Source organism: Nonomuraea jiangxiensis, from assembly GCF_900099965.1.
Classification (GTDB): domain Bacteria; phylum Actinomycetota; class Actinomycetes; order Streptosporangiales; family Streptosporangiaceae; genus Nonomuraea; species Nonomuraea jiangxiensis.
This window is the reverse complement of record NZ_FNDJ01000044.1, coordinates 47258-66879: the sequence shown is the minus strand read 5'-3', so window position 1 is coordinate 66879 and position 19622 is coordinate 47258. Positions and strand designations below refer to the sequence as shown.

The window sequence follows — 19622 nt, the reverse complement described above, 5'->3', positions numbered from 1 at the left end:
CGGCGACCGCATCAGACCCGCAGGAGACGGAGAGCCCCGCCCCCTCGACGAGCACCGCGCCGGAGGAAACCGCCACTCCCACCGAGTCGGCCTCCGAGGAGGCGAGCGCGACCCCCACCGACTCGGCCACCACCTCCGAGGAGCCGTGCCCCACCCCCACCGACTCGGCCACCGCCTCGGAGGAAGCGAGCGCCACCCCTTCCGACTCGGCCACCCCCACCGACTCGGCCAGCGCCTCCGAAGAACCGAGCGCCACGTCCAGCCCCACGCCGACGACGACCTCCACGACCGACCTCGCCGCGGCGGAGTCCACCTCCCCCACCCCGACGACGTCCAGCACCACGGCCGCCGCCGCGCCCTTCCCCCCGAACCTGGCCGCCTCGATCAACGACTCGCTGCCGGGCCTGGGCACTCCGATGCTGGTCATCTCGGCCCTGGTCGCCGTGGTGGCGCTGTTCGGGCTGCTCGCCGTGGCCAGGAACCGCCGACGGGCCGGGGGGACCGGCGCCGCCGCCCTGGCGGTACCGACCCCGTACCCGCCGGCTCCCCACCACGCCGCCGACGAGCCTGACGAGAACAGCCTGTGGCGGCACGAGCTCCTGAACGCCATCGATCTCGCCTCCCAGCCGCTCGACCACACGACCGCACCCGATCCCGGCCCGTCCACCGGCGATCTGGAGGAGACCGCGGCCTGGTCAGAACCGGTGGAACCCATCATTCCCACCGGAGCGCTGGCGGCGATCATCAACAGCGGACGCGGGCGACCCAGCGAGGACCCCGACCCCGACCCCGATCCCGAGCCCCAGCCCCAGCTCGGCACCGGCACCGGCACCGGCACCGAATCGAAAGGAGGCCGCCACCGGCACCCGGCGTCCGATGACGACGAAGCGACGGAGACGCTCCCGCCCGTGACCGGAGATCACCCCAACGAGTAGTCCGCGGCGAAGACGGCCAGCCGCGACACGGCGTCGCGGCTGCGGGTCCAGGGCCGTACGATCAGCCGCTCCACGCCCAGCGCCGCCCAGGCCGGCACCTCGTCCGGCCCGGCCAGCGCGTAGGCGTGGGCGGTCACCGGCACGCCCGAGCCGAGCCGGTCGAGCTGCGGCCTGATCGACTCGATGGTGTGCGGCATGCTGATCCACCCGTCGCAGAGCCGGGCCGCCCGGCGCAGCGCGGCGGCCGACTCCCCACCCGCGAGCACCGGCAGCCGCCGTTGCACCGGTTTGGGTTCGAAGGCAACCTCGGGAAAGGAGTAGAACCTCCCGGAATGGGCCACCACCGGCTCACTCCAGAGCCGCCTGACCACCTCGATCGCCTCGTCCAGCCGCGCCCCCCTGGTGCCGAACGGGATCCCGGCCGCCTCCCACTCCCCCCGGTACCAGCCCGCCCCCACCCCGCAGACGGCCCGTCCCCCCGAGACCACGTCCAGCGTGGCGAACGCGCGCGCCGACACGAACGGGTGCCGCAGGGCGAGCAGCTGCACCGCCGTACCGAGCCGGACGCGGGAGGTCAGGGCGGCCAGCCAACACAGGTACGCGGGCGCGTCGAACAGCGGCGTGGCCGGCTTGATCCCCGGATCGGAGGTGCCCGGATAGGCGGCGAGGGACAGGTCGGTGGCGAAGACGAGGTGCTCGGGCAGCCACACCGACTCAAACCCCAGCTCGTCCGCCGCCACCGCCACGTCCTTCCAGGCGTCCGGATGCACCAGCCCGAGTGGCACCCCGAACTTCACCGCGCCTCCCCGGCGGACCGGCCGGCCGCCCGTGTCTCATCGGCCCGCCGGCCGCACGTCATGGATACCTCCGCAGGTCACCGCCGACGATGGCGGTGCGCAGGCGGGCGCGGTGCACGGCCGTGGTGCCATACGCGGCCGACAAGGACCAGGCCCGCGCCAGCCAGAACCGCAGATCCAGCTCCTCCGTGTACCCGATGGCCCCGTGCACCTGCAGCGCCACCCGCGCGGCCAGCCCGGCGGCCTCCCCGGCGGCGGCCTTGGCGGCGCTCGTGTCACGCGCGCCGGTGGCGCCGTCCACCGACAGGGCGGCCCGGTACACCAGCGGCGCGGCGAAGTCGATCGCCACGGCCACGTCGGCGAGCTGGTGCTTGACCGCCTGGAAGGACCCGATCGCCGCCCCGAACTGCGTGCGCGTTCGCGCATAGCCGACGGTGACGGCGAGCAGCTCCCTGGCGACCCCGACGAGCTGCGCGGCGGTGGCGACCGTGGCCCGCCGCAGCGCCGGACCGACCGGGCGGGCCACTTCCGCGAACTCCTCGAAGGCCACCTCGAACAGCGGCCGGCACGGGTCCACCCCCGGCCGGGGCGTCAGGCGTACCGACTGGCGTGGGGCCGCGCGCAGGCCGCCGGCGCACGCCACGACCAGCAGGTCCGCGAGGTCGGCGTCCGGCGCGTACACCTGGCCGGGCAGCAGCACGCTGACGCACACCGCGCCGGAGGCCAGCCCGGGCGTGTCCGGCACCAGGTACGGCGCCGCCACGGCGGTCTCCACGACCGGCCCGGGCAGGCACGCGCGCCCGGCCTCCTCCAGCGCCAGCAGCAGATCGACCAGGTCGAGCCCCAGCCCGCCGGCCTCGGGCGGCAGCAGCAGCCCGAAGAAGCCCAGCTCGGCGAGCTGCTTCCAGGCCGGGCGGCGCTCGGAGCGCAGCGCGGCCGGCGGGCAGTGCGCCCGCGCCACGTCACGCACGGTCGCGCCCAGCGCGAGCTGCTCGTCGGTGAACCCGAAGTTCATCGCCGCCGTCCCCGGCTCGTCCCGAAGGTCATCTCGGCAGCCCCAGGATCCGTTCGGCGACGATGTTGCGCTGGATCTCGTTCGTGCCCGCGTAGATGGGCCCGGCCAGCGAGAACAGGAACCCGTCCAGCCAGCCGCCCGCCCCCGCCCGCTCCCCCAGCAGCTCCATGGCCAGGGCGTGCATGCGCAGGTCCAGCTCGGACCAGAAGAGCTTGCCCAGGCTGGCCGCCGGCCCGACCTCCGCCCCCGCCATGATCCGGCGCGCCGTCATGTACGTGTGCAGCCGGTACGCCTCCGCCTCCACCCAGCACCTGGCGGCCCGGTCGGCAAGAGCCGGATCGGCGCCTCTGGCCAGCGCGACGAGCCGGTCGGCGGTGGCCAGGAAGCGGCCGGGGCTGCGCAGGGTGAGACCGCGTTCCGAGGAGGTGGTGGCCATCGCGATCCGCCATCCCTCACCGGCCTCACCCACCACCATCGACCCGGGCGCGAACAGCCCGTCGAAGAACAGCTCGGCGAACCCCGGCAGCCCGTCGAGCTGCGCGATCGGCCGCACGCCAACGTCCGCGAGGGGGAACATGAAGTACGTCAGCCCTCGATGCCGCGTCCCCGACGTGCGGAAGAGCCCGAACCCGTGGTCGGCGAAGGCGGCCCGGGAGCTCCAGGTCTTGTGCCCGTGGAGCCGCCATCCGCCGGGGACCAGCTCGGCGCGGGAGGTGAGGGCGGCCAGGTCGCTGCCCGCCTCCGGCTCCGACCACGCCTGCGCCCACACGTCGTCGCCCCTGGCCATCCTGGGCAGCCAGTGTTCGCGCTGCTCGGGCGTGCCGAACCGCATCAGGGACGGCCCCAGGAGGAAGATCCCGTTCTGGGTGACGCGGGCGGGGGCGCCGGCGGCCCAGTACTCCTCCTCGAAGATCAGCCACTCGATCAGGGAGGCGCCGCGCCCGCCGTACTCCTCGGGCCAGGAGACGACCGACAGCCGGGCGCCGGCCAGCCGCGCCTCCCAGGCCCGGTGCGCCTCGAACCCCTCGGGGGTGTCCATGGACGGGAGCGGCCCCGGCACGTTCCTCGCCAGCCAGTCGCGAACCTCGGCACGGAACTCCCGCTCGGCAGGGGAGAAGTCGAGCTCCACGACCACCAACCTAGCGCACGCTTGGTTTACTGACCAGCCCTCCCGAGCGCGAGGACCGCACCCGGGAGAAGCCGTACGTCAGAGGCGGAAAGCGCGCTTGAGAGCGGCCAGCCGCGCCGCCTGCGCCCGCCGGCCCAGCTCGGTGCCCGGCACCATGCCGTCGAACGCGTGGAACGCCCCGGGATACAGGTGGAACTCGGTGGACACCCCGGCCTGCACCAGCCTCGACGCGTAGTCCAGGTCCTCGTCCCTGAAGACCTCCAACTCCCCCACATCGATGAACGCCGGCGGCAACCCGGACAGGTCGGTCGCCCGGGCCGGCGCCGCGTACGGGGACACGTCGTCGGTCCCCACCCGGTCGCCGAGCAGCGCGGTCCAGCCGAACAGGTTCGCGGCCCTGTCCCAGACCACGGCCTCGGTGAACTCGTGACTGGACGGGGTGATGTTCCGGTCGTCCAGCATCGGGCACTGCAGCAGCTGGAAGGCCACGTCGGGACCACCCCGGTCACGCGCGAGCAGCACGGTCGCGGCCGCCAGCCCGCCACCGGCGCTGGCCCCGCCGACGGCCAGCCTGGTCAGGTCGATGCCCAGGTCACCGGCCGCCTTGGCGGTCCACACCAGCCCGGCGTAGCAGTCCTCGACGGGAGCCGGGTGCGGATGATCCGGGGCCAGCCGGTAGTCGACGGACACCACCACACAACCGAGCTTCTCGACGAATCCGATCATCGTCGCATCGTCGATCTCGGGGATGCCGAGGATCATGCCGCCGCCGTGGATCCAGTAGAGCGCCGGCCGTTCCTCCCCCTGCCCCGGCGGGCGGTAGATCCGGACCCGTACGTCGGGGTCGCCGTCGGGCCCCGGCACCCGCCGGTCCTCGATCACCACGTCGGTGTCCGGTCGCGGCGCGGCGGTCATCATCGCGCTGATCTGCGCTCGATTCTCCCGCAGTTCGTCGAACGTCAGGCTGGCCAGGTCGAACACGGGCAACTGCATCCGCTCCAGCTCGGCGCGGATCTCGGGATCGAGATTGGGGTGATATGCCATGAACTCCTCCTTCACCGAACAAGAGAACTATTCCTCGATGGTCGGACCGGGCAACCACAACGCGCAACATTCGCGAAAATGCTGATCACGGATAGCCAGGTGGAAGGCGGGCATGCTGGCCTCATGTGCCATTCCACCGACAGCAGGCCACCGGCTCCGCCCATCCAGGGCGAGGTGGCCTCGCAGGAGCAGATAGAGCTGACCGCCGCCGACGGCAACCGCTTCCTGGCCTACCGGGCCGACCCGGCGGAGCCCAACGGCCGCAATGTGGTGATCCTGCCCGACGTACGCGGCCTGCACCCGTTCTACCGCGACCTGGCGGTGCGCTTCGCCGAGGCGGGGTTCCGGGCGATCGCGATCGACTACTTCGGCCGGACGGCGGGCCTGACCGACCGGGGCGAGGACTTCGAGTACATGCCGCACGTCAACCAGCTCAAGCACGACCAGGTCAGGGCCGACGTGCGGGCGGCCACGGACGTACTGGCGGCGGACCGGGGGCCGGTGTTCACCGTGGGCTTCTGCCTGGGCGGCGCCCTGTCGTGGCGGCAGGCCGCCGAGGGCAACGGCCTGGCCGGCGGCATCGGCTTCTACAGCACGCTCCGCTTCGTCGACGATCCGACGACCGGCCCCGGCGCGCCGATCCTCGGGCTGCTGGGCGGGGCGGACAAGGCCACCACTCCGGAGCGGCTCGACGCGTACCTGGCCGCGCTCGACCGGACGGGCACCGAGCACGAGATCCACGTCTACCAGGGTGCGCCGCACTCGTTCTTCGACCGCTCGTACAAGGAGTGGGAGGAGGTGTGCCAGGACGCCTGGCGGCGCATGCTGTCGTTCACGGAACGCCACTCCCCGGGATAACCGAGCAACCGCTTGCTCGTGATCCGGGCCCGCGTTACCGTGAGGCGCATGCTGATGCGCGCGGCCGTGCTGACCACGTTCCACGCCCCGATGGAGATCCGCGAGGTCGAGGTGGCCGAGCCGGGCCCCGGCGAGGTGCGGGTGCGGATCAGGGCGTCCGGCGTGTGCGGCTCCGACCTCAAGGCCATCGACGGCAAGAGCCCGGTGGTGAGCAGGCTGCCGTTCATCCTCGGGCATGAGAGCGCGGGCGTGGTCGAGAGCGTGGGCACCGGCGTCACCACCGTCGGGCCAGGAGACCACGTCATCATCGCCATGAACGGCCCCTGCGGCCGGTGCCGCCAGTGCGGCGCGGGCCGCTTCCACCTGTGCGCGGGCCCCGCCAGGCTGCCGACGATCATGGGTGGCCCGCCCCGGGTCACCCTGGACGGCCAGGAGATCCGCCGCTTCATCGGCATCGGCTCGTTCGCCGAGTACACGGTCGTGAGCGAGCTCATGTGCGTACGAGTGCCCGCGGACGCGCCGCTGGCCGCCATGTGCCTGCTGGCCTGCGGCGTCGTCACCGGCGTCGGCGCCGTCACGAACGTCGCCAGGGTCCCGCCCGGCGCGTCGGTCCTCGTCGTGGGCTGCGGCGGGGTGGGGCTCAACGTCATCCAGGGCGCGGTGCTGGCGGGCGCGACCACGATCGTGGCCGCCGACGTGGCCGAGGGGAAGCTGGAGCTGGCCGAATACTTCGGCGCCACGCACACCCTGCTGGTCACGGACCTGCCGAAGCAGGTGGGCGAGCTGGTCGGGGGCGGCGTCGAGTACGCCTTCGACGCCACGGGCGCGCCCGGCGTGCTGGCCCAGGCGTTCGCCGCCACCCAGCCCGGCGGCACCACGGTCATGGTCGGCAGCCCGCCCCGGGGCCACCCGGCGGAGGTGGACACCGGCCTGCTGTTCGCCTCCCGCCGCCTCATTGGCACCCAGGGCGGCGACGCCGCGCCCCACCGCGACCTGCCCGTGCTGGCCGGGCTCTATCTGCGGGGCCGGCTCGACCTCGACGGCCTGATCTCGGAACGGCTGCCGCTCGACCGGATCAACGACGCCGTGGCCCACGTACGGCAGGGCACGGTCGCGCGTACGGTCATCACCTTCTGAATCGGGCGCGCGAAACTGGACGGGCCGCGGCGACGGGTCTATTGGGTAGGGGCATGACAGAAACGAGATTCGCCATCTCCCTCCCCCAGCAGGTCTCCGATGGCGCGTTCGACCCCGGCTCGTTCCGCGACTACCTGCGACGGGTCGAGGAGCTCGGCTTCCACAGCGCGTGGACCCGCGAGTCGACGCTGTCGCCGTCTCCCACCCTCGGCCCGATCGAGGTCATGACGTACGCCGCCGCCTGCACCGAGCGGCTGCGGCTCGGCTGCGCGGTGTTCATCCTGGTCCAGCACCAGCCGCTGCAGCTCGCCAAGAGCATCGCCACTCTGGACCAGCTCAGCCGGGGCCGTCTGGAGGTGGGGTTCGGGCTGGGCGGCCGGAGCACGCTCGCGGACTTCGGGGTGCCGCCCGACGGGCTGGTGACGCGGTTCACCGAGTCGATCGAGCTCATGAGGGCCTGCTGGACGGAGGCCAAGGTGGGCTTCGACGGGCGGTTCTGGCAGGTGGACGGGGACATGGAGCCCAAGCCGTACCAGAAGCCGCACCCGCCCGTCTGGATCGGCGGGCACCGCCCGGCGGCGGTGCGCCGCGCGGTGCGGCACGGCGACGGGTTCTTCGGCGCGGGCGGAGCCACCACGGCGGCGTTCGCCGAGCAGGTGCGCACGGTCAAGGCCGAACTCGCCGCCGCCGGCCGCGACCCGGCGGGCTTCGGCATCGCCAAGCGGGTCTACGTCTCGGTCGGCACGGAGCCCCGCATCGACGACCTGCTGCGCAAGATGTACGGCGGCGCGAACGTGGCCGTCACCGGCCCGCCCGAGGTGTGCGTGCAGGGGCTGCGCGACGTGATCGCGGCCGGCGCGGACCTGGTCCTGCTGGACACGATGTTCGACGAGCGGGAGCAACTCGAACGGCTCGCCACCGAAGTCCTGCCCCAATTGCGGTGATCGGGGCGGCGAAAAACCAATGGAACTCCGCGTGTTCGCCCTCTTACTCTGAGCGACGAAGGGATCGCCACACCGACCCACGAGGGAGGCACGGTGCACGTCAGACGAGCGACCATGACCGGCCTGCTCATGGCTTTGAGCCTGAGCGGGCCGCTCACCGCCCAGACCGCCATGGCCGCGCGGCTCTACGACTTCGCCGCCCAGGGCGTGATCATCTGGAGCGAGCCCCGCGCGGGCTCCATCCGCAACGGCCTCGGCTACGCCGGGCAGGGCTTCCAGTCGGACCGGGTGGACCGGCACGCGCACTACCAGTGCGACCACTTCGCCACCGACCAGTGGCACCACGGCCGCAACGTGACCACCGGCGTCGTGGGCTGGGTCCCCGCCTGCAACCTCGCCGACCCGGACTGACGGGGACCACCATGATCCGTCGCATCACGACCGGGGCCGCCCTGGCGCCGGCCCTGACCGGCCTGTCTCCCGCCCACCCGTCTACAGCTAAGACACCGCCCGCGGCGACTGCCGCCCCTCCCTGGGGGCCGTGACCAGCGGCCCGTTCCGTGGCACGGCGATCGGTGAGGCCAGCCCGGTCCCCCTCAGGATCAGATGCGTGGGCGGAGACGAGGCCGCCATCCCGCACCAGGTCCTCCTCCGGGACTGCACCCGGATCGGCTGACCTGCCGGGGGCGCGCCCGCACAGGAGTCCGGGAGATGCCGTCCAGCGCCGGTGCCCGGACCGCTCGCCGGTCGGCTGTCACGCCGGCTGGGCGGCGATCACGTCCAGGGCCGTGGTCACCGTCCCGGCCACGGTGGTGCGGACCGGAACGCCGTGGCGGCGGGCGACGTAGATCAAGTAGCGGTTGCGCTCGGGGTTCGGGCAGCCCGGCGGGCAGCCCAGCACCGCGCGGCCGGTCCCGACATCCAGGCCGAACTCGACGTTGGTCGTCATACCGGGAAGCGTCGCCATGTCCCGGGGAACCCAGAACATGATCGCGGTAGCCCCCGCCCGTGCCGCGATCTCCCAGTCGACCTGGTCCTCGTACCGCTCCGCCCGGACGTTGCCCCGGGACTCCGGACACAGCACGACCAGCGGCTCCGGCCCGCTCCACTGCCGGCCCAGCTCCCTGATCGCCTCCGGCCGCCACGAGGGCACCGGCGCCGCGTCGTCAGGGGTGGGCCCGGCCAGGAACACGGACGGGCCGCCGGGAATCGGTTCCCGTGCGCAGACCAGCCGGACCGTGGCGGGCGGCTCCACGGTCAGAGTCCAGTGTTTGGTCACGGCCCCAGCATCACGAGCGGCCTGCCGCGGGGTCCACGGCAACGGCAGCCCATCCCCCTCGACGCGCGGAACCACATGCAGGTGCAGGTGGTAGACGGTCTGGGTGGCCGCCGAGCCCCTGCTGGTGATCACATTGGCCGCGGGCAACCCTGCGGCGAGCTCCGCCGCCCGCGCCATCACCGACGCCGACACCAGCGGGTCGACACCGACGTCGGCCACGTGCCTACGCGAGACGACCAGCACGTGCCCCTCCGCCACCCCACCGCCGAGGGGCCGGATGGCGAGGGCGTCATCCCACTCACGAACGATCGAGGCCGGCGCCCGACCAGCCACGATGGCGCAGAAGACGCAGCCGGTCGCGGGCGGGACGGCAGAGGCGTTGACGGCGGCGGGTCCAGTCATGGAAGTCACCGACCAAGCCTCCCCCAGACGGCCCCGAACCCCTAGGACCTCGCGTTCCACATGCTCAGCTGCGAGCCGTGCGCCACCCCACAAGCTTCCTTCATTGACGGCAATCCGCCCGGATCCTAGCGTCGAGCGACATACGTGAATCGATGACATATCTGGAGGGCCAATGGTCACGCTGGCGATCGTCGGCGCGGGTTCGCGAGGTACCACGTATGCCCGCCACGCCACCGACACCGGCCGGGCGCAGGTGGTCGCGGTGGCCGATCAGCTGGCGAGCCGCCGCGCCAGGTTCCCCGAGGCCCGCCAGTACGCGGACTGGCGCGAGCTGGCCGCCCTCCCCCGCCAGGCGGACGCGGTGATCATCGCCACCCAGGACAGGGAGCACGTCGAGCCCGCCGTACGCTTCGCCGACCTGGGCTACGACATCCTGCTGGAGAAGCCGATGGCGGTCTCCGAGGACGACTGCCGGGCGATCGTCGCCGCCGGGCGCCCCGGCGCGGTGTTCGCCGTCTGCCATGTCATGCGCTACACCCCGTACACGAAGGTTCTCAAGGAAGTGCTCGACGCGGGCAGGATCGGCGAGATCGTCAGCATCCAGCACCTGGAGCCGGTCGGATGGTGGCACCAGGCGCACTCGTACGTGCGGGGCAACTGGCGCAGGACCGACGAGTCCACGTTCATGCTGCTGGCCAAGTCGTGCCACGACCTCGACTGGCTGGTCCACCTCACCGGCAGGCAGGTCACCCGCGTGTCGTCGTTCGGCGGGCTCCACCACTTCCGCCCGGAGAACCGTCCCGCCGGGGCCGCCGCCCGCTGCCTGGACTGCGCCGTGGAGCCCACCTGCCCGTACTCGGCCAAGCGCATCTACCTCCCGCTGGCGGGCAAGGAGGCCTGGCCGGTGTCCGTACTCACCGACGACGTCTCGGAGCAGGGCATCCTGGAGGCCCTCAGAACCGGCCCGTACGGCAGATGCGTGTACGCCTGCGACAACGACGTCGTCGACCACCAGGTCGTGAACCTGGAGTTCGAGGGCGGCGTGACGGCAGCGTTCACCATGACCGCGTTCACCCCGTCCCTCCACCGCCAGACCCGGATCTTCGGCACCCGCGGCTCGATCGACGGCGACGGCGACCACCTGACCCTCACCGACTTCGTCACCGGCCGATCGGAGGTCATCGAAACCCGCCCGACCGGCGACGCCACGGCCAGGGGCGGCCACGGAGGCGGCGACCAGGCCCTGATCGAAGCCTTCCTGACGGCCGTCACCGCCAGAGACCCCTCCCCGATCCTCTCCTCCCCCACCGAAAGCCTGCACAGCCACCTCATAGCCTGGGCCGCCGAACACTCCCGCCTAACCGGCACAACCGTCACCCTGGCAGGAACCCCCCGCTGAACGGCGGATCACAGCTCCGTGAAGTACCAGCCCGCCGCGGAGGCCGGGGTCGTGGTCACGCTCGCCGCGCTGGCGGTGCCCCCGGCAGGGGGAGGGCGGCCCCGGCGGTGGCCCACTTCGCGATTCTCATCAAGTTTGACCTTTCTTCCTGAGCCAGGCATCCCGTGCGATGCGCCGCTCCGTACCGGTTCGGCCCCGGTGCGCTCACGCATCATCGCGGTGATCACTGTCACCGACCCGTCGCCCGGCTGTCTCGTCCGCCGGTCCTACAAGTCGGCCGGCGATGGATGCGACCAGCTCGTAGGACCGGCGGCGATCCGCGTGCTCGTACACCGGCGTGGTGATCATGAGCTCATCCGTGCCGGTGCCGTCGAGCACCGCCTGCAGGCGCTCGGCCACAGTGGCCGGACCTCCGACGAGGACGCCGCCGGAACGAGCGGCGATCTCGGCACGATCCTCCTCGGTGTACGAATACGCTGCCGCCTCCTCGGGGCTCGGCAACAGGATGCGCTCCCCCCGCACCCGGCTGAGCACCTTCAACCGGGTGGGACCGGCGAGCCATTCGGCCCTTTCGTCGTCCTCGGCGGCGATGACGGACACGCTGACCAGCGACGTCGGGACCGCGGCGTGCCCCGAGGGCCGGAACCGCTCACGGTAGACACACATGGCCTCCACCGCCGCCCCCGCGTTGAGGTGATGGGCGAAGGCGTAGGGCAGCCCAAGCTCCCCGGCCAGCTCAGCACTCCCGGCCGAGGAGCCCAGCAGCCAGATCGGCGGGACATTCCCCCCAAGAACGGGAATCGCCTTCACCCGCGCGTCCTCGACCGGATCCAGGTAGGCCCGAAGCTCGTCGAACTGCTCGCGAAAGGTCTTCGCGCCCCGCTCCGCCTCAGGACGAACCGCCTCCACGGCCGCCCGAGACCCGCCCGGCGCCCGCCCGAGCCCGAGATCGATCCGCCCCGGATGCAGCGCCACCAGCGTGCCGAACTGCTCGGCCACCACGATCGGCGCATGATTGGGCAACAACACCCCACCCGCACCGACCCGCAAGCGCTTCGTGGCACCGGCGAGATGCCCGACGAGCACAGCTGGAGCGGAGCTGGCCACACCACGCATCCCGTGATGTTCAGGCACCCAATAACGGTGGTAACCCAGCACGTCGGCCAGCCTCGCGAGATCCACCGTGTTGTGCAGCGCCTGCCTCGGCGTGGACCCCCGCACGATCGGCGAGGTGTCCAACACCGAAATCCGCACGCCGACGTGGCCGCACCCGCCCATGCCCACCCTCTCCGCTCACGTCAGGGATTTCATCTCCAACGCCCTGAGCATCCTCACCCGCCGGCCCCACCCGACGCGAGACGACGCCGGGGGCATCATTCTTGAAGTGACGCAGTCCCCCAGCGGACCCCAGCGAATCAGTGCGTGCCACGGAAGGCGTCGGCGTTGCGGGTGCACCAGTCGGCGAAGGTGCGGGGCTTGCGCCGGAGCAGGCGTTCCACGGTGTCAGTGCGGAATCCGGCGATGTCGGCGCGCATGAGGTGGAAGCCTTCGACGATGGCCTCGGCCAGCGCCGGGGGTGCTCCATTGGGGAAGCGGGCGGCGACGGCCTCCTCCGCGGTGGTGACCGCCCGGACCGCGATGTCCCGGCCGGCCGCCGCGGCGAGGATCTTGACCTGTTCGGCGACGGTGAACAGCTCCTCGCCGGTGAGGACGTACTCCTGCTTCTGGTGGCCGTCTGTGGTCAGGGTCAGGGCGGCGACGGCGGCGATGTCGGCGGGGTCGATCGGCGCGTACCGGCCAGGTCCGAACGGATCGAGGACGTAACCCGCCTTGCGGATGGTGGGCAGCCAGTCGAAGGCGTTCGTCATGAATCCTCCGGGCCGCAGGAAGGTGGCCGGGATGCCGGAAGCCCGTATGGCCTGCTCGCGCTCGTGGTGCCAGCGGCCCATGGCGGGCATCGGGTCGCCCAGCACGTTGAACGAGGACAAATGCACGATGTGGGCCACCCCGGCGGACCGCGCGGCGGCGACGGCGTGCCGAGCGTGGTCGAGGCCGATGCCAGGAGTGAGCAGGAACAGCCGGTCGGCTCCGGCGAAGGCGGGCGGCAGCGTCCCCGGATCGCTCAGGTCGGCCACGACCCGCTCGCCGGGCAACGCGGCGGCCCGGGCCGGGTCGCGGACCAGGACGCGGAACGGCACTCCGGCCTCGTCCAGCTCGCGGACGAGCTCGCGGCCGACGTTTCCGGTGGCACCGGTGACCAGTATCATGAGAACCCCAAAATCGTGTACCGGTTAATGATCGAGCGAAACGTTAACCGGTACACGATCTGCTGTCAATCGTGGAGGCCCCGACGTGCCCGAGTTCCTGGACCTGCACAGCAAGGCGTCGAAGGCGCTGCGCGCGGCGGCCGAGGCGGCCGTGCGGCGCCACGGGCTGCACCTGGGACAGGACCACCTGCTCGCGGTGCTGTGGCGGCAGGACGGCAGCACCCCGGGCGAGGTCGCCGCCGCACTCAACGTCACCACCCCCAACGTGGTCAAAGCGGCCACCCGGATGGCCGCGGCCGGCCTGCTCACCCGCCGCCGCGACGACCGCGACAACCGCCTGGTCCGCCTGTGGCTCACCGACACGGGACGCGCCCTGCAAGCACCCATCGAGGAGGAACGGCGGCACCTCGAAGACCAAATCACCGCCGACCTCAGCGAAACCGAACGCGAACACCTCCTCAGCGCACTGGCAAAGATCCACCGCTCGGCGACCGCCCTACTGAACGAAATGTCGTAGCCGACCTGGATGGGGCGAGTAAGGCGCCGTACCTCCCGAGGAACGGAAACGCTGAACCTCTCCTCGAAGCCCGAACAACGGCCCTAACCGTGCGCTCTGGAACGGATGGCCTTGAGCTCGTCGGCGATTCCGGCCGCCGACGAGGCGGGGTCCTCGTGCTCCCAAATACGGATCACCGTCCAACCGGCCTCACTGAGCAGCCGGTCCGTCTCACCATCCCTGGCCCGGTTCTTCAGCACCTTCTCCGCCCAGTAATCCGCGTTCGTCGCGGCTTTGGTGTGGTGCGCAGGACAGCCGTGCCAGAAGCAGCCATCCAGGAAGACCGCAACCTTAGTCTTGGTGAAGACCAGGTCAGCGGTACGGCGAACGCTCGGCGAGGGGCGGATGGAGACGCGATACCTGAGCCCCAGGGCATGAACCGCACGCCGAAGTGCCAGCTCAGGCTTGGTGTCTCGACCTTTGTTGGCCTTCATGCTCTTGCGGACGCCCTCGCTGGACGCGCTAGTCGGCCTTTCGACATACAGTATCGAGATCGCAAACTCCGAAATCAGATCTTGAGTCGCCTGAGGCACGTACAACGATATAGAGCATCGCCAGCGGCCCGCCATCGCGGACGAGGACGTATGGAAATCCCTTGCCGTCCTGGGCGGCATCAGCTAGATATGTGATCTTCCTATGTCTCTGAGGGCATGACATGACCAACGCTCCAATCCCGGGTCTCTACGACTCCCTACTTACCGGCACGCTCGACGCGAAGATCAACGCTTGGCAGCAAGCCGGCCATCTGGTCGAGGTGTCGAAGATCGACGTCGAGGAGGTTGCTCATCTGCTGGGCCGTTTCGTCGGCGAAACGGCAGCGCGGGCCTTCGCTGAGCTAAAGGGGCACCCTGACCGGCAGGTAGCACTGGCCAACCGGTTGCTGGCGCAGCTCACCGAGCCGGAGGCGATCGCGGAAGGGCCGAATCAGCTCCTGTCGATTGTGAAGGACGTTCCGGGGGCGGCTGCTCCGCGTCGGCCAATGACTTCGTTGTCGGAAGCGGCTCTGCTAACCAACGCCCGTGAGGACCCGAACCTGGCGCACGAACTAGCGGCCGAGCTGGCGAGTGCCGACCGCGTGGATTTGCTGTGCGCGTTCGTGAAGTGGTCGGGACTACGCATTCTGGAGAAGCCGCTGGCCGAGCTGCGGCGTCGGGATGTGCCGCTGCGGGTAATCACGACGACCTACATGGGGGCGACCGAACGGCGGGCGCTGGACCGCCTGGTCAACGATTTCGGTGCCGAGGTGAAGATCAGTTATGAGCGCAACTCCACCCGACTGCACGCCAAGGCATGGTTGCTGCGCCGCCACACTGGCTTCGACACCGCCTATGTCGGCAGCTCCAACCTTTCCCGCGCCGCGCTGCTGGACGGGCTGGAGTGGAACGTTCGACTGTCGTCGGTGACCACTGCTCGGCTGCTGGACAAGTTCGAGGCGACCTTCGACTCCTACTGGAACCGGTCCCAGTTCGAGCCGTACGACCCGGCGACCGATGCCGATCGCCTGGATGAGGCGCTGGCCCGTTCCCAGGCGGGCAAGCAGTTGTTCGACATCCCCGAACTGGTGCCGCATCCCTTCGACCACCAGCGCGAGATGCTGGCCGACCTCGACCGGGAGCGCACCATCCATGACCGGCATCGCAACCTGCTGGTTGCCGCGACCGGCACGGGCAAGACCGTGGTAGCCGCGTTCGACTACCGCAACCTGCAGCAGCGGCTGGGCCGGCAGCCGTCGTTGCTGTTCGTGGCGCATCGGCGGGAGATCCTGGCTCAGGCGATGCGCACGTATCGGCAGGTGCTGGCCGTACCGGACTTCGGTGAGCTGCATGTGGGGGAGGAGAAGTCGCGGCACTGGCGGCATGTGTTCGCCAGCGTGCAGTCGCTGACCCGCCGGATCCTGGAGTTCGAGCCCGGGCACTTCGATGTCGTGGTGATCGATGAGTTCCACCATGCCGCGGCTCCGACCTATCGGCAGATCATCAACCATCTGAAGCCGAAAGAGCTGCTCGGTCTTACCGCGACGCCGGAGCGGTCGGATGGTACGTGGGTGCAGGACGAATTCTTCGACCGGCGGATCGCCTCCGAGCTGCGGCTGTGGGATGCGCTGGATGCTGATCTGCTGTGTCCGTTCCACTACTTTGGGATCAACGACGGGACCGACCTGTCCGGGGTGAAGTGGACGCGCGGCTCCTACGAGGTTTCCGCTCTCGACAACGTCTTCACCGGCGACGACGCCCGTGCCCGGCTGGTGTTCAACGCGGTGCGCGACAAGGTGAGCAACCTGGGGACGGTGCGCGGGTTGGGCTTCTGCGTCTCGGTACGGCATGCGCACTACATGGCCGAGTTCTTCACCAAGCAAGGGCTGCCTTCGTTGGCGGTGGATGGAGCGACAGAAGACGGCACCCGGAAGGCGGCGCTTCGAGCGCTCGCGGAGGGGGAGATCAGGTTCCTGTTCGCGGTGGACCTGTTCAACGAGGGTCTGGACGTGCCCGACGTCGACACCCTGCTCATGCTGCGGCCCACCGAGAGCGCCACGGTCTTCCTGCAGCAGCTTGGGCGCGGGCTCCGCCGTACGCCGGACAAGGATGTGCTGACCGTGCTCGACTTTGTTGGGCAGCACCGTAAGGAGTACCGGTTTGCCAACCGGTTCCAGGCGCTGACCGGGTTTTCCCGAGGGCGGCTGGACAAGCAGGCCAAGGACGACTTCCCGCTGCTGCCGTCGGGGAGCCAGATCGTGCTGGATCGGGTGACCAAGGAGCGGCTGCTGGCCGATCTCAAGGTCCAGCTCGGGGCGACGGTAAACATGCTGTCGCAGGAGATCCGCTCTCTGGCGGAGCTGTCGCTCATCAGATATCTGGAGGAGAGCGGCCGCGACGTCAGCGACCTGTACCGCAATCGTCGCTATTGGACCTCGCTGCTGCGCCGTACCGGACTCTTGTCCGGGGAACGCTCGGCACTGGAGGAGGAACTGGGGCGACGCGTCCGCGCGTTGCTGCACGTGGACGACCGAACCCGGGGCGAAGCCTACGCTCGACTGCTGCAGCCGGATGGCCCCCGCTACGCGTCGCTGTCCCCAGCCGATCAGGCCTTCGCCCGGATGCTGTTCTTCTCGTTCTGGCGTGACGGGGGCGCGTTCCCCTCCTATGACGAGGCGCTGGACCGACTCCGCGGCGAGACACCGCTGTGCGATGAGATCAGGCAAGTGCTCGCTTATGGTGTCGACCGGCCACGGTATGTGGCCAAGCCGGTGGAGCTGGATGGCGTACCGCTGGCGGTCAACGCCCGCTACTCCACCGACGAGGTGCTCGCCGCGATCGGCTGGGCCTCGCTGGGTGGCCAGGTGCCCTCCACCATGCGCGAAGGGGTGGCCTGGAGCCCCGCGGCCCAGTGCGACGCGCTCTTCGTCACCCTACAGAAGAACGAGAAGGAATTCTCACCGCAGACGATGTACCGCGACTACGCCCTGACCTCGCGCCTGTTCCACTGGGAATCCCAGAACCGGACCAGCGCTACCTCGGCCACTGGTCGCCGCTACCAGAATCATGTGGCGGAAGGCAGCCACGTGCTGCTGTTCACCCGCGAGCGCAAGGAGAACGAGCTCGGCCACCCCGAGGCATTCGTCTTCCACGGCATGGTCCGCTACGTCCAGCACCGCGGCGAGCGGCCGATGGGCATCACCTGGCGGCTCGATGAGGAAATGCCTGCAGACTTGTTCCGCCGCGCAGCGATTGCCGGATAAGCGGCGCTTCGGCGATCTTGCGGGTCATCTCGGCCAGGGTGGGGCTGGGCTGGGCCTGGTGGGTTTCATCCCCAGGCGGGCCCGCTCAGAGATGAGGGCTGAGACGCTTGGCGATCCCGTCGATGGTCGAGACGAGGGACCTCACCCGACCGCGTGCCGCCTTCGGGCAGAGTGCCGGCGACATGGAAGTGAACATGGGGGACGGTCTGGTGCGCGGGCACCCCGTTGTTCTGCCAGACGGCGATGCCGCCGGGGTCGTAGACGGCTGCGATGGCCCGGGCCGCCCGCCGCACGGCGTTCATCAACTGCTGCTCCTCAGCCGGGGCCACGTCTATGACCGTCGGGCGGTGAGCAATCGGGATCACCAGCACGTGCCCCTGCCCACGCTGCTCACGGGTGACCAGGATGGCGACCTGCTCCCCCTGCTCCAGGACGGTGACGGGGTGCAGGCCGGCGAGGTAGTCGCAAAAGGGGCACCGATCCGCAGGTGGCATGGATAACGCCATCAGGAATGCCTGTAACGGCGCTTCGCGGTCATCGTCGTCGGCCCGTTCGCTCGGCCTGGTCGCGCTGGGCTCTCTGCCGCCCACGTCGGCGGGTCAGGAACCAGCCGATCCCCAGCACGATCAGGCCGAGCGGAGTGCGGGCCAACCAGCGTGCCATCACGAACTTGAGGAACTTCTCCATGGCGGCCACCACCACTGCCCATGAGCACATGGTGGTCCAGGACACACTGGTGGGCGTCGGGGCCGCAGCGCACATTGCGCGGCACTCTCCAGGCCGCGTCCTGGCGGACATCGCCGCGAAGGAGCGGATCCTCCTTCAGTACGAGCGTCTGCGGCAGCGTTGGGAGCAGGGCGAGGGGGCCGACGACGCGACGGCGGGAGCAATCGACAGTCTGGAGAAGGCCCTGCATGCCCTTGCCGCTGCTTACGCGGAACCGGTACCGGTCGCCGAGGCTTACGCCGACGAGCCTTTGTTCTGAAGCCGCCCATCACCGTGCGGACGGTTAGCTCCAGCCGGGAACTGGCGATTCATAACGGGCCATCATCCGACGTCAGGCAAACGTTTATCCGGCCTGCCGCAACTCGTAGGAGACCCGCAGGCAAGAACACGTCCAACTCAAGACATCCCCATGCCGAACCGGAAGACTCCATTCCAACCGCTCACAATGCGATGTCGGCGGACTCGGGCGAGGGTCGGCGCAGATAGGCGGTCTGTCCATCCGACTCCACCCCAACGGCCCCAAGTGGCCGTAGAGGTCATCACATCTCCACCACGCTGGCTGTCTCACTGGGCACGTCGCCCGCTCCCGTGTCCTGAGGGTCTTCTGGTACGGCGGTAACCACCTCTGCCCAGACCACCGTTCCGCCGACCGGCCCTTGGCTTACTCCCCACCGCACCGACATCGCCTCGACCAGCCTTAGACCCCGTCCATCGCAGTCGCTATCACGAGCCTCGCGGGGACGCGGCACGGAGCACGAGCCCTCGTCGACCACCTCGATGCGCGTCAGCGTGTCACCGATCGCCGACACCTCCACGATCACGCACCCGCCCGGCCGCCCCGATCGCGTGTGCGTCACCGCGTTACTGGCCAGTTCGCTGACCACCAGCTGTACATCGTCTACGTACCGATGCCCCGCGGCCGCCAGGATCCGCCCGACGCAGTGCCGCAGCAGCGGAACCGAAGCCTCTACCCCGGGCGCCAGCAGTTCGGCCAGAAGCCGCCGCCCACTCACGACGACACCTTCCGGAGCAGTAGTTGAGCCACGCCCTCGTCAACCGCATCGACCCGGCACCAGGGCCAGCCGTCCCAGGTGTAGACCCATCGCCCTCCCAGCAACGCGGCACGAACCGACGCCTGTTCGGACGGACCCCCTACCATCAGCCTGGCGGATCCCAGGTCCCACATGACCGGCTCCCCCTGGCGCACCAGGGCTCTTTCCAGTCGCGACAAGTGAGCGAGTCGTCGCAGATCGTGGTCGTGGAACGGCATGGCTGCTCCTATCCCCTTGATCGGGATTGTGCACTGAGATACCCGCCTGATCGGGGAGGACTTGCGGGTTGCTGATGCAAGGATGCACATGCCACAGGCGAATATGCAACCGTTGCATCTACACCGTT

Annotated in this window: 21 protein-coding genes; 9 read left to right on the top strand and 12 right to left on the bottom strand. The window is 70.2% G+C overall.

Translation table 11 applies throughout. The annotated features are described in order from the left end of the window. A partial coding sequence (locus BLS95_RS56500) for a hypothetical protein (RefSeq protein WP_176993847.1) occupies nt 1–427 on the bottom strand: 427 nt, incomplete at its 3' end. Here BLS95_RS56500 and BLS95_RS50545 point away from each other — a divergent pair. Then, nucleotides 417–935 (top strand): hypothetical protein, encoded by a 519-nt coding sequence (locus tag BLS95_RS50545; protein WP_090946782.1) that lies wholly within the window; start codon nt 417–419, stop codon nt 933–935. The genes BLS95_RS56500 and BLS95_RS50545 overlap by 11 nt on opposite strands. On the opposite strand, the gene BLS95_RS50540 is transcribed toward BLS95_RS50545, so the two are convergent. From BLS95_RS50540 to BLS95_RS50525, 4 genes are all read right to left on the bottom strand, one after another. Next, nucleotides 920–1732 carry a TIGR03619 family F420-dependent LLM class oxidoreductase gene (locus BLS95_RS50540; protein ID WP_090946781.1) on the bottom strand — a complete coding sequence of 271 codons (813 nt, stop codon included), beginning with the start codon at nt 1730–1732 and terminating at the stop codon, nt 920–922. The genes BLS95_RS50545 and BLS95_RS50540 overlap by 16 nt on opposite strands. A gap of 58 nt (nt 1733–1790) precedes the next feature. Further along, nucleotides 1791–2747, bottom strand: a complete 957-nt coding sequence (locus BLS95_RS50535; RefSeq protein WP_090946780.1) for an acyl-CoA dehydrogenase family protein — start codon at nt 2745–2747, stop codon at nt 1791–1793. A 28-nt stretch (nt 2748–2775) separates the two neighbouring features. Then, on the bottom strand, nt 2776–3876 hold the full coding sequence (locus BLS95_RS50530; RefSeq protein WP_090946792.1) for an acyl-CoA dehydrogenase family protein: 1101 nt from the start codon (nt 3874–3876) through the stop codon (nt 2776–2778). A gap of 78 nt (nt 3877–3954) precedes the next feature. Further along, nucleotides 3955–4920 carry an alpha/beta hydrolase gene (locus BLS95_RS50525; RefSeq protein ID WP_090946791.1) on the bottom strand — a complete coding sequence of 322 codons (966 nt, stop codon included), beginning with the start codon at nt 4918–4920 and terminating at the stop codon, nt 3955–3957. A 123-nt stretch (nt 4921–5043) separates the two neighbouring features. On the opposite strand from BLS95_RS50525, the gene BLS95_RS50520 reads away from it, so the two are divergent. From BLS95_RS50520 to BLS95_RS50505, 4 genes are all read left to right on the top strand, one after another. After that, nucleotides 5044–5778 carry a dienelactone hydrolase family protein gene (locus BLS95_RS50520; protein WP_090946779.1) on the top strand — a complete coding sequence of 245 codons (735 nt, stop codon included), beginning with the start codon at nt 5044–5046 and terminating at the stop codon, nt 5776–5778. A 48-nt stretch (nt 5779–5826) separates the two neighbouring features. Next, nucleotides 5827–6915 (top strand): alcohol dehydrogenase catalytic domain-containing protein, encoded by a 1089-nt coding sequence (locus BLS95_RS50515; RefSeq protein WP_090946778.1) that lies wholly within the window; start codon nt 5827–5829, stop codon nt 6913–6915. A gap of 53 nt (nt 6916–6968) precedes the next feature. Continuing rightward, nucleotides 6969–7859 carry an LLM class flavin-dependent oxidoreductase gene (locus BLS95_RS50510; RefSeq protein WP_090946777.1) on the top strand — a complete coding sequence of 297 codons (891 nt, stop codon included), beginning with the start codon at nt 6969–6971 and terminating at the stop codon, nt 7857–7859. A 93-nt stretch (nt 7860–7952) separates the two neighbouring features. Next, nucleotides 7953–8270 (top strand): hypothetical protein, encoded by a 318-nt coding sequence (locus tag BLS95_RS50505; RefSeq protein WP_143044254.1) that lies wholly within the window; start codon nt 7953–7955, stop codon nt 8268–8270. 343 nt (nt 8271–8613) lie between these two features. Here BLS95_RS50505 and BLS95_RS58720 read toward each other — a convergent pair whose 3' ends face one another. Continuing rightward, on the bottom strand, nt 8614–9540 hold the full coding sequence (locus BLS95_RS58720) for a nucleoside 2-deoxyribosyltransferase domain-containing protein (protein ID WP_090946775.1): 927 nt from the start codon (nt 9538–9540) through the stop codon (nt 8614–8616). Nucleotides 9541–9712: 172 nt separating this feature from the next. On the opposite strand from BLS95_RS58720, the gene BLS95_RS50495 reads away from it, so the two are divergent. Then, nucleotides 9713–10939 carry a Gfo/Idh/MocA family protein gene (locus tag BLS95_RS50495; RefSeq protein WP_090946774.1) on the top strand — a complete coding sequence of 409 codons (1227 nt, stop codon included), beginning with the start codon at nt 9713–9715 and terminating at the stop codon, nt 10937–10939. Between the two features lie 204 nt (nt 10940–11143). On the opposite strand, the gene BLS95_RS50490 is transcribed toward BLS95_RS50495, so the two are convergent. Both BLS95_RS50490 and BLS95_RS50485 read right to left on the bottom strand, forming a co-directional pair. Continuing rightward, a complete protein-coding gene (locus tag BLS95_RS50490) occupies nt 11144–12193 on the bottom strand; it encodes an LLM class flavin-dependent oxidoreductase (RefSeq protein ID WP_245765771.1) in 1050 nt (349 codons plus the stop codon). Nucleotides 12194–12354: 161 nt separating this feature from the next. Beyond that, nucleotides 12355–13206: an NAD(P)H-binding protein gene (locus tag BLS95_RS50485; protein WP_090946772.1), complete on the bottom strand. Its 852-nt coding sequence runs from the start codon at nt 13204–13206 to the stop codon at nt 12355–12357. An 85-nt stretch (nt 13207–13291) separates the two neighbouring features. Between BLS95_RS50485 and BLS95_RS50480 the strand changes: the two genes are divergently transcribed. Further along, nucleotides 13292–13723 carry a MarR family winged helix-turn-helix transcriptional regulator gene (locus BLS95_RS50480; protein WP_090946771.1) on the top strand — a complete coding sequence of 144 codons (432 nt, stop codon included), beginning with the start codon at nt 13292–13294 and terminating at the stop codon, nt 13721–13723. Nucleotides 13724–13806: 83 nt separating this feature from the next. On the opposite strand, the gene BLS95_RS50475 is transcribed toward BLS95_RS50480, so the two are convergent. Further along, entirely contained in the window at nt 13807–14247 is a 441-nt protein-coding gene (locus BLS95_RS50475) for a very short patch repair endonuclease (protein WP_281250140.1), read from the bottom strand. Nucleotides 14248–14417: 170 nt separating this feature from the next. Between BLS95_RS50475 and BLS95_RS50470 the strand changes: the two genes are divergently transcribed. Next, nucleotides 14418–17498: a DEAD/DEAH box helicase gene (locus BLS95_RS50470; RefSeq protein ID WP_090946770.1), complete on the top strand. Its 3081-nt coding sequence runs from the start codon at nt 14418–14420 to the stop codon at nt 17496–17498. A 65-nt stretch (nt 17499–17563) separates the two neighbouring features. Here the strand turns inward: BLS95_RS50470 and BLS95_RS50465 are convergent, their stop codons facing one another. Together BLS95_RS50465 and BLS95_RS56495 are read right to left on the bottom strand one after the other, a co-directional pair. Next, the gene (locus BLS95_RS50465) at nt 17564–17992 is read right to left on the bottom strand and encodes an HIT family protein (RefSeq protein WP_176993846.1); all 429 of its coding nucleotides are present in this window, start codon (nt 17990–17992) and stop codon (nt 17564–17566) included. Between the two features lie 40 nt (nt 17993–18032). Beyond that, the gene (locus BLS95_RS56495; protein ID WP_176993845.1) at nt 18033–18185 is read right to left on the bottom strand and encodes a DUF6203 family protein; all 153 of its coding nucleotides are present in this window, start codon (nt 18183–18185) and stop codon (nt 18033–18035) included. Here BLS95_RS56495 and BLS95_RS50460 point away from each other — a divergent pair. Further along, complete coding sequence (locus BLS95_RS50460) at nt 18184–18483, top strand: DUF6221 family protein (RefSeq protein WP_143044252.1); 300 nt, start codon at nt 18184–18186, stop codon at nt 18481–18483. The genes BLS95_RS56495 and BLS95_RS50460 overlap by 2 nt on opposite strands. Nucleotides 18484–18763: 280 nt before the next feature. On the opposite strand, the gene BLS95_RS50455 is transcribed toward BLS95_RS50460, so the two are convergent. Continuing rightward, the gene (locus BLS95_RS50455) at nt 18764–19237 is read right to left on the bottom strand and encodes an ATP-binding protein (protein WP_218136412.1); all 474 of its coding nucleotides are present in this window, start codon (nt 19235–19237) and stop codon (nt 18764–18766) included. Between the last annotated feature and the right edge of the window lie 385 nt (nt 19238–19622).

Bases quoted from the DNA above. Each gene is read 5' to 3' on its own strand.
- BLS95_RS50535 (WP_090946780.1), bottom strand. From the start codon at position 2,747: ATGAACTTCGGGTTCACCGACGAGCAGCTCGCGCTGGGCGCGACCGTG.
- BLS95_RS50495 (WP_090946774.1), top strand. From the start codon at position 9,713: ATGGTCACGCTGGCGATCGTCGGCGCGGGTTCGCGAGGTACCACGTAT.
- BLS95_RS50460 (WP_143044252.1), top strand. From the start codon at position 18,184: ATGGCGGCCACCACCACTGCCCATGAGCACATGGTGGTCCAGGACACA.
- BLS95_RS50525 (WP_090946791.1), bottom strand. From the start codon at position 4,920: ATGGCATATCACCCCAATCTCGATCCCGAGATCCGCGCCGAGCTGGAG.
- BLS95_RS50485 (WP_090946772.1), bottom strand. From the start codon at position 13,206: ATGATACTGGTCACCGGTGCCACCGGAAACGTCGGCCGCGAGCTCGTC.
- BLS95_RS58720 (WP_090946775.1), bottom strand. From the start codon at position 9,540: ATGACTGGACCCGCCGCCGTCAACGCCTCTGCCGTCCCGCCCGCGACC.
- BLS95_RS50515 (WP_090946778.1), top strand. From the start codon at position 5,827: ATGCTGATGCGCGCGGCCGTGCTGACCACGTTCCACGCCCCGATGGAG.
- BLS95_RS56495 (WP_176993845.1), bottom strand. From the start codon at position 18,185: ATGGAGAAGTTCCTCAAGTTCGTGATGGCACGCTGGTTGGCCCGCACT.
- BLS95_RS50470 (WP_090946770.1), top strand. From the start codon at position 14,418: ATGACCAACGCTCCAATCCCGGGTCTCTACGACTCCCTACTTACCGGC.
- BLS95_RS50510 (WP_090946777.1), top strand. From the start codon at position 6,969: ATGACAGAAACGAGATTCGCCATCTCCCTCCCCCAGCAGGTCTCCGAT.
- BLS95_RS50545 (WP_090946782.1), top strand. From the start codon at position 417: ATGCTGGTCATCTCGGCCCTGGTCGCCGTGGTGGCGCTGTTCGGGCTG.
- BLS95_RS50465 (WP_176993846.1), bottom strand. From the start codon at position 17,992: ATGCCACCTGCGGATCGGTGCCCCTTTTGCGACTACCTCGCCGGCCTG.
- BLS95_RS50520 (WP_090946779.1), top strand. From the start codon at position 5,044: ATGTGCCATTCCACCGACAGCAGGCCACCGGCTCCGCCCATCCAGGGC.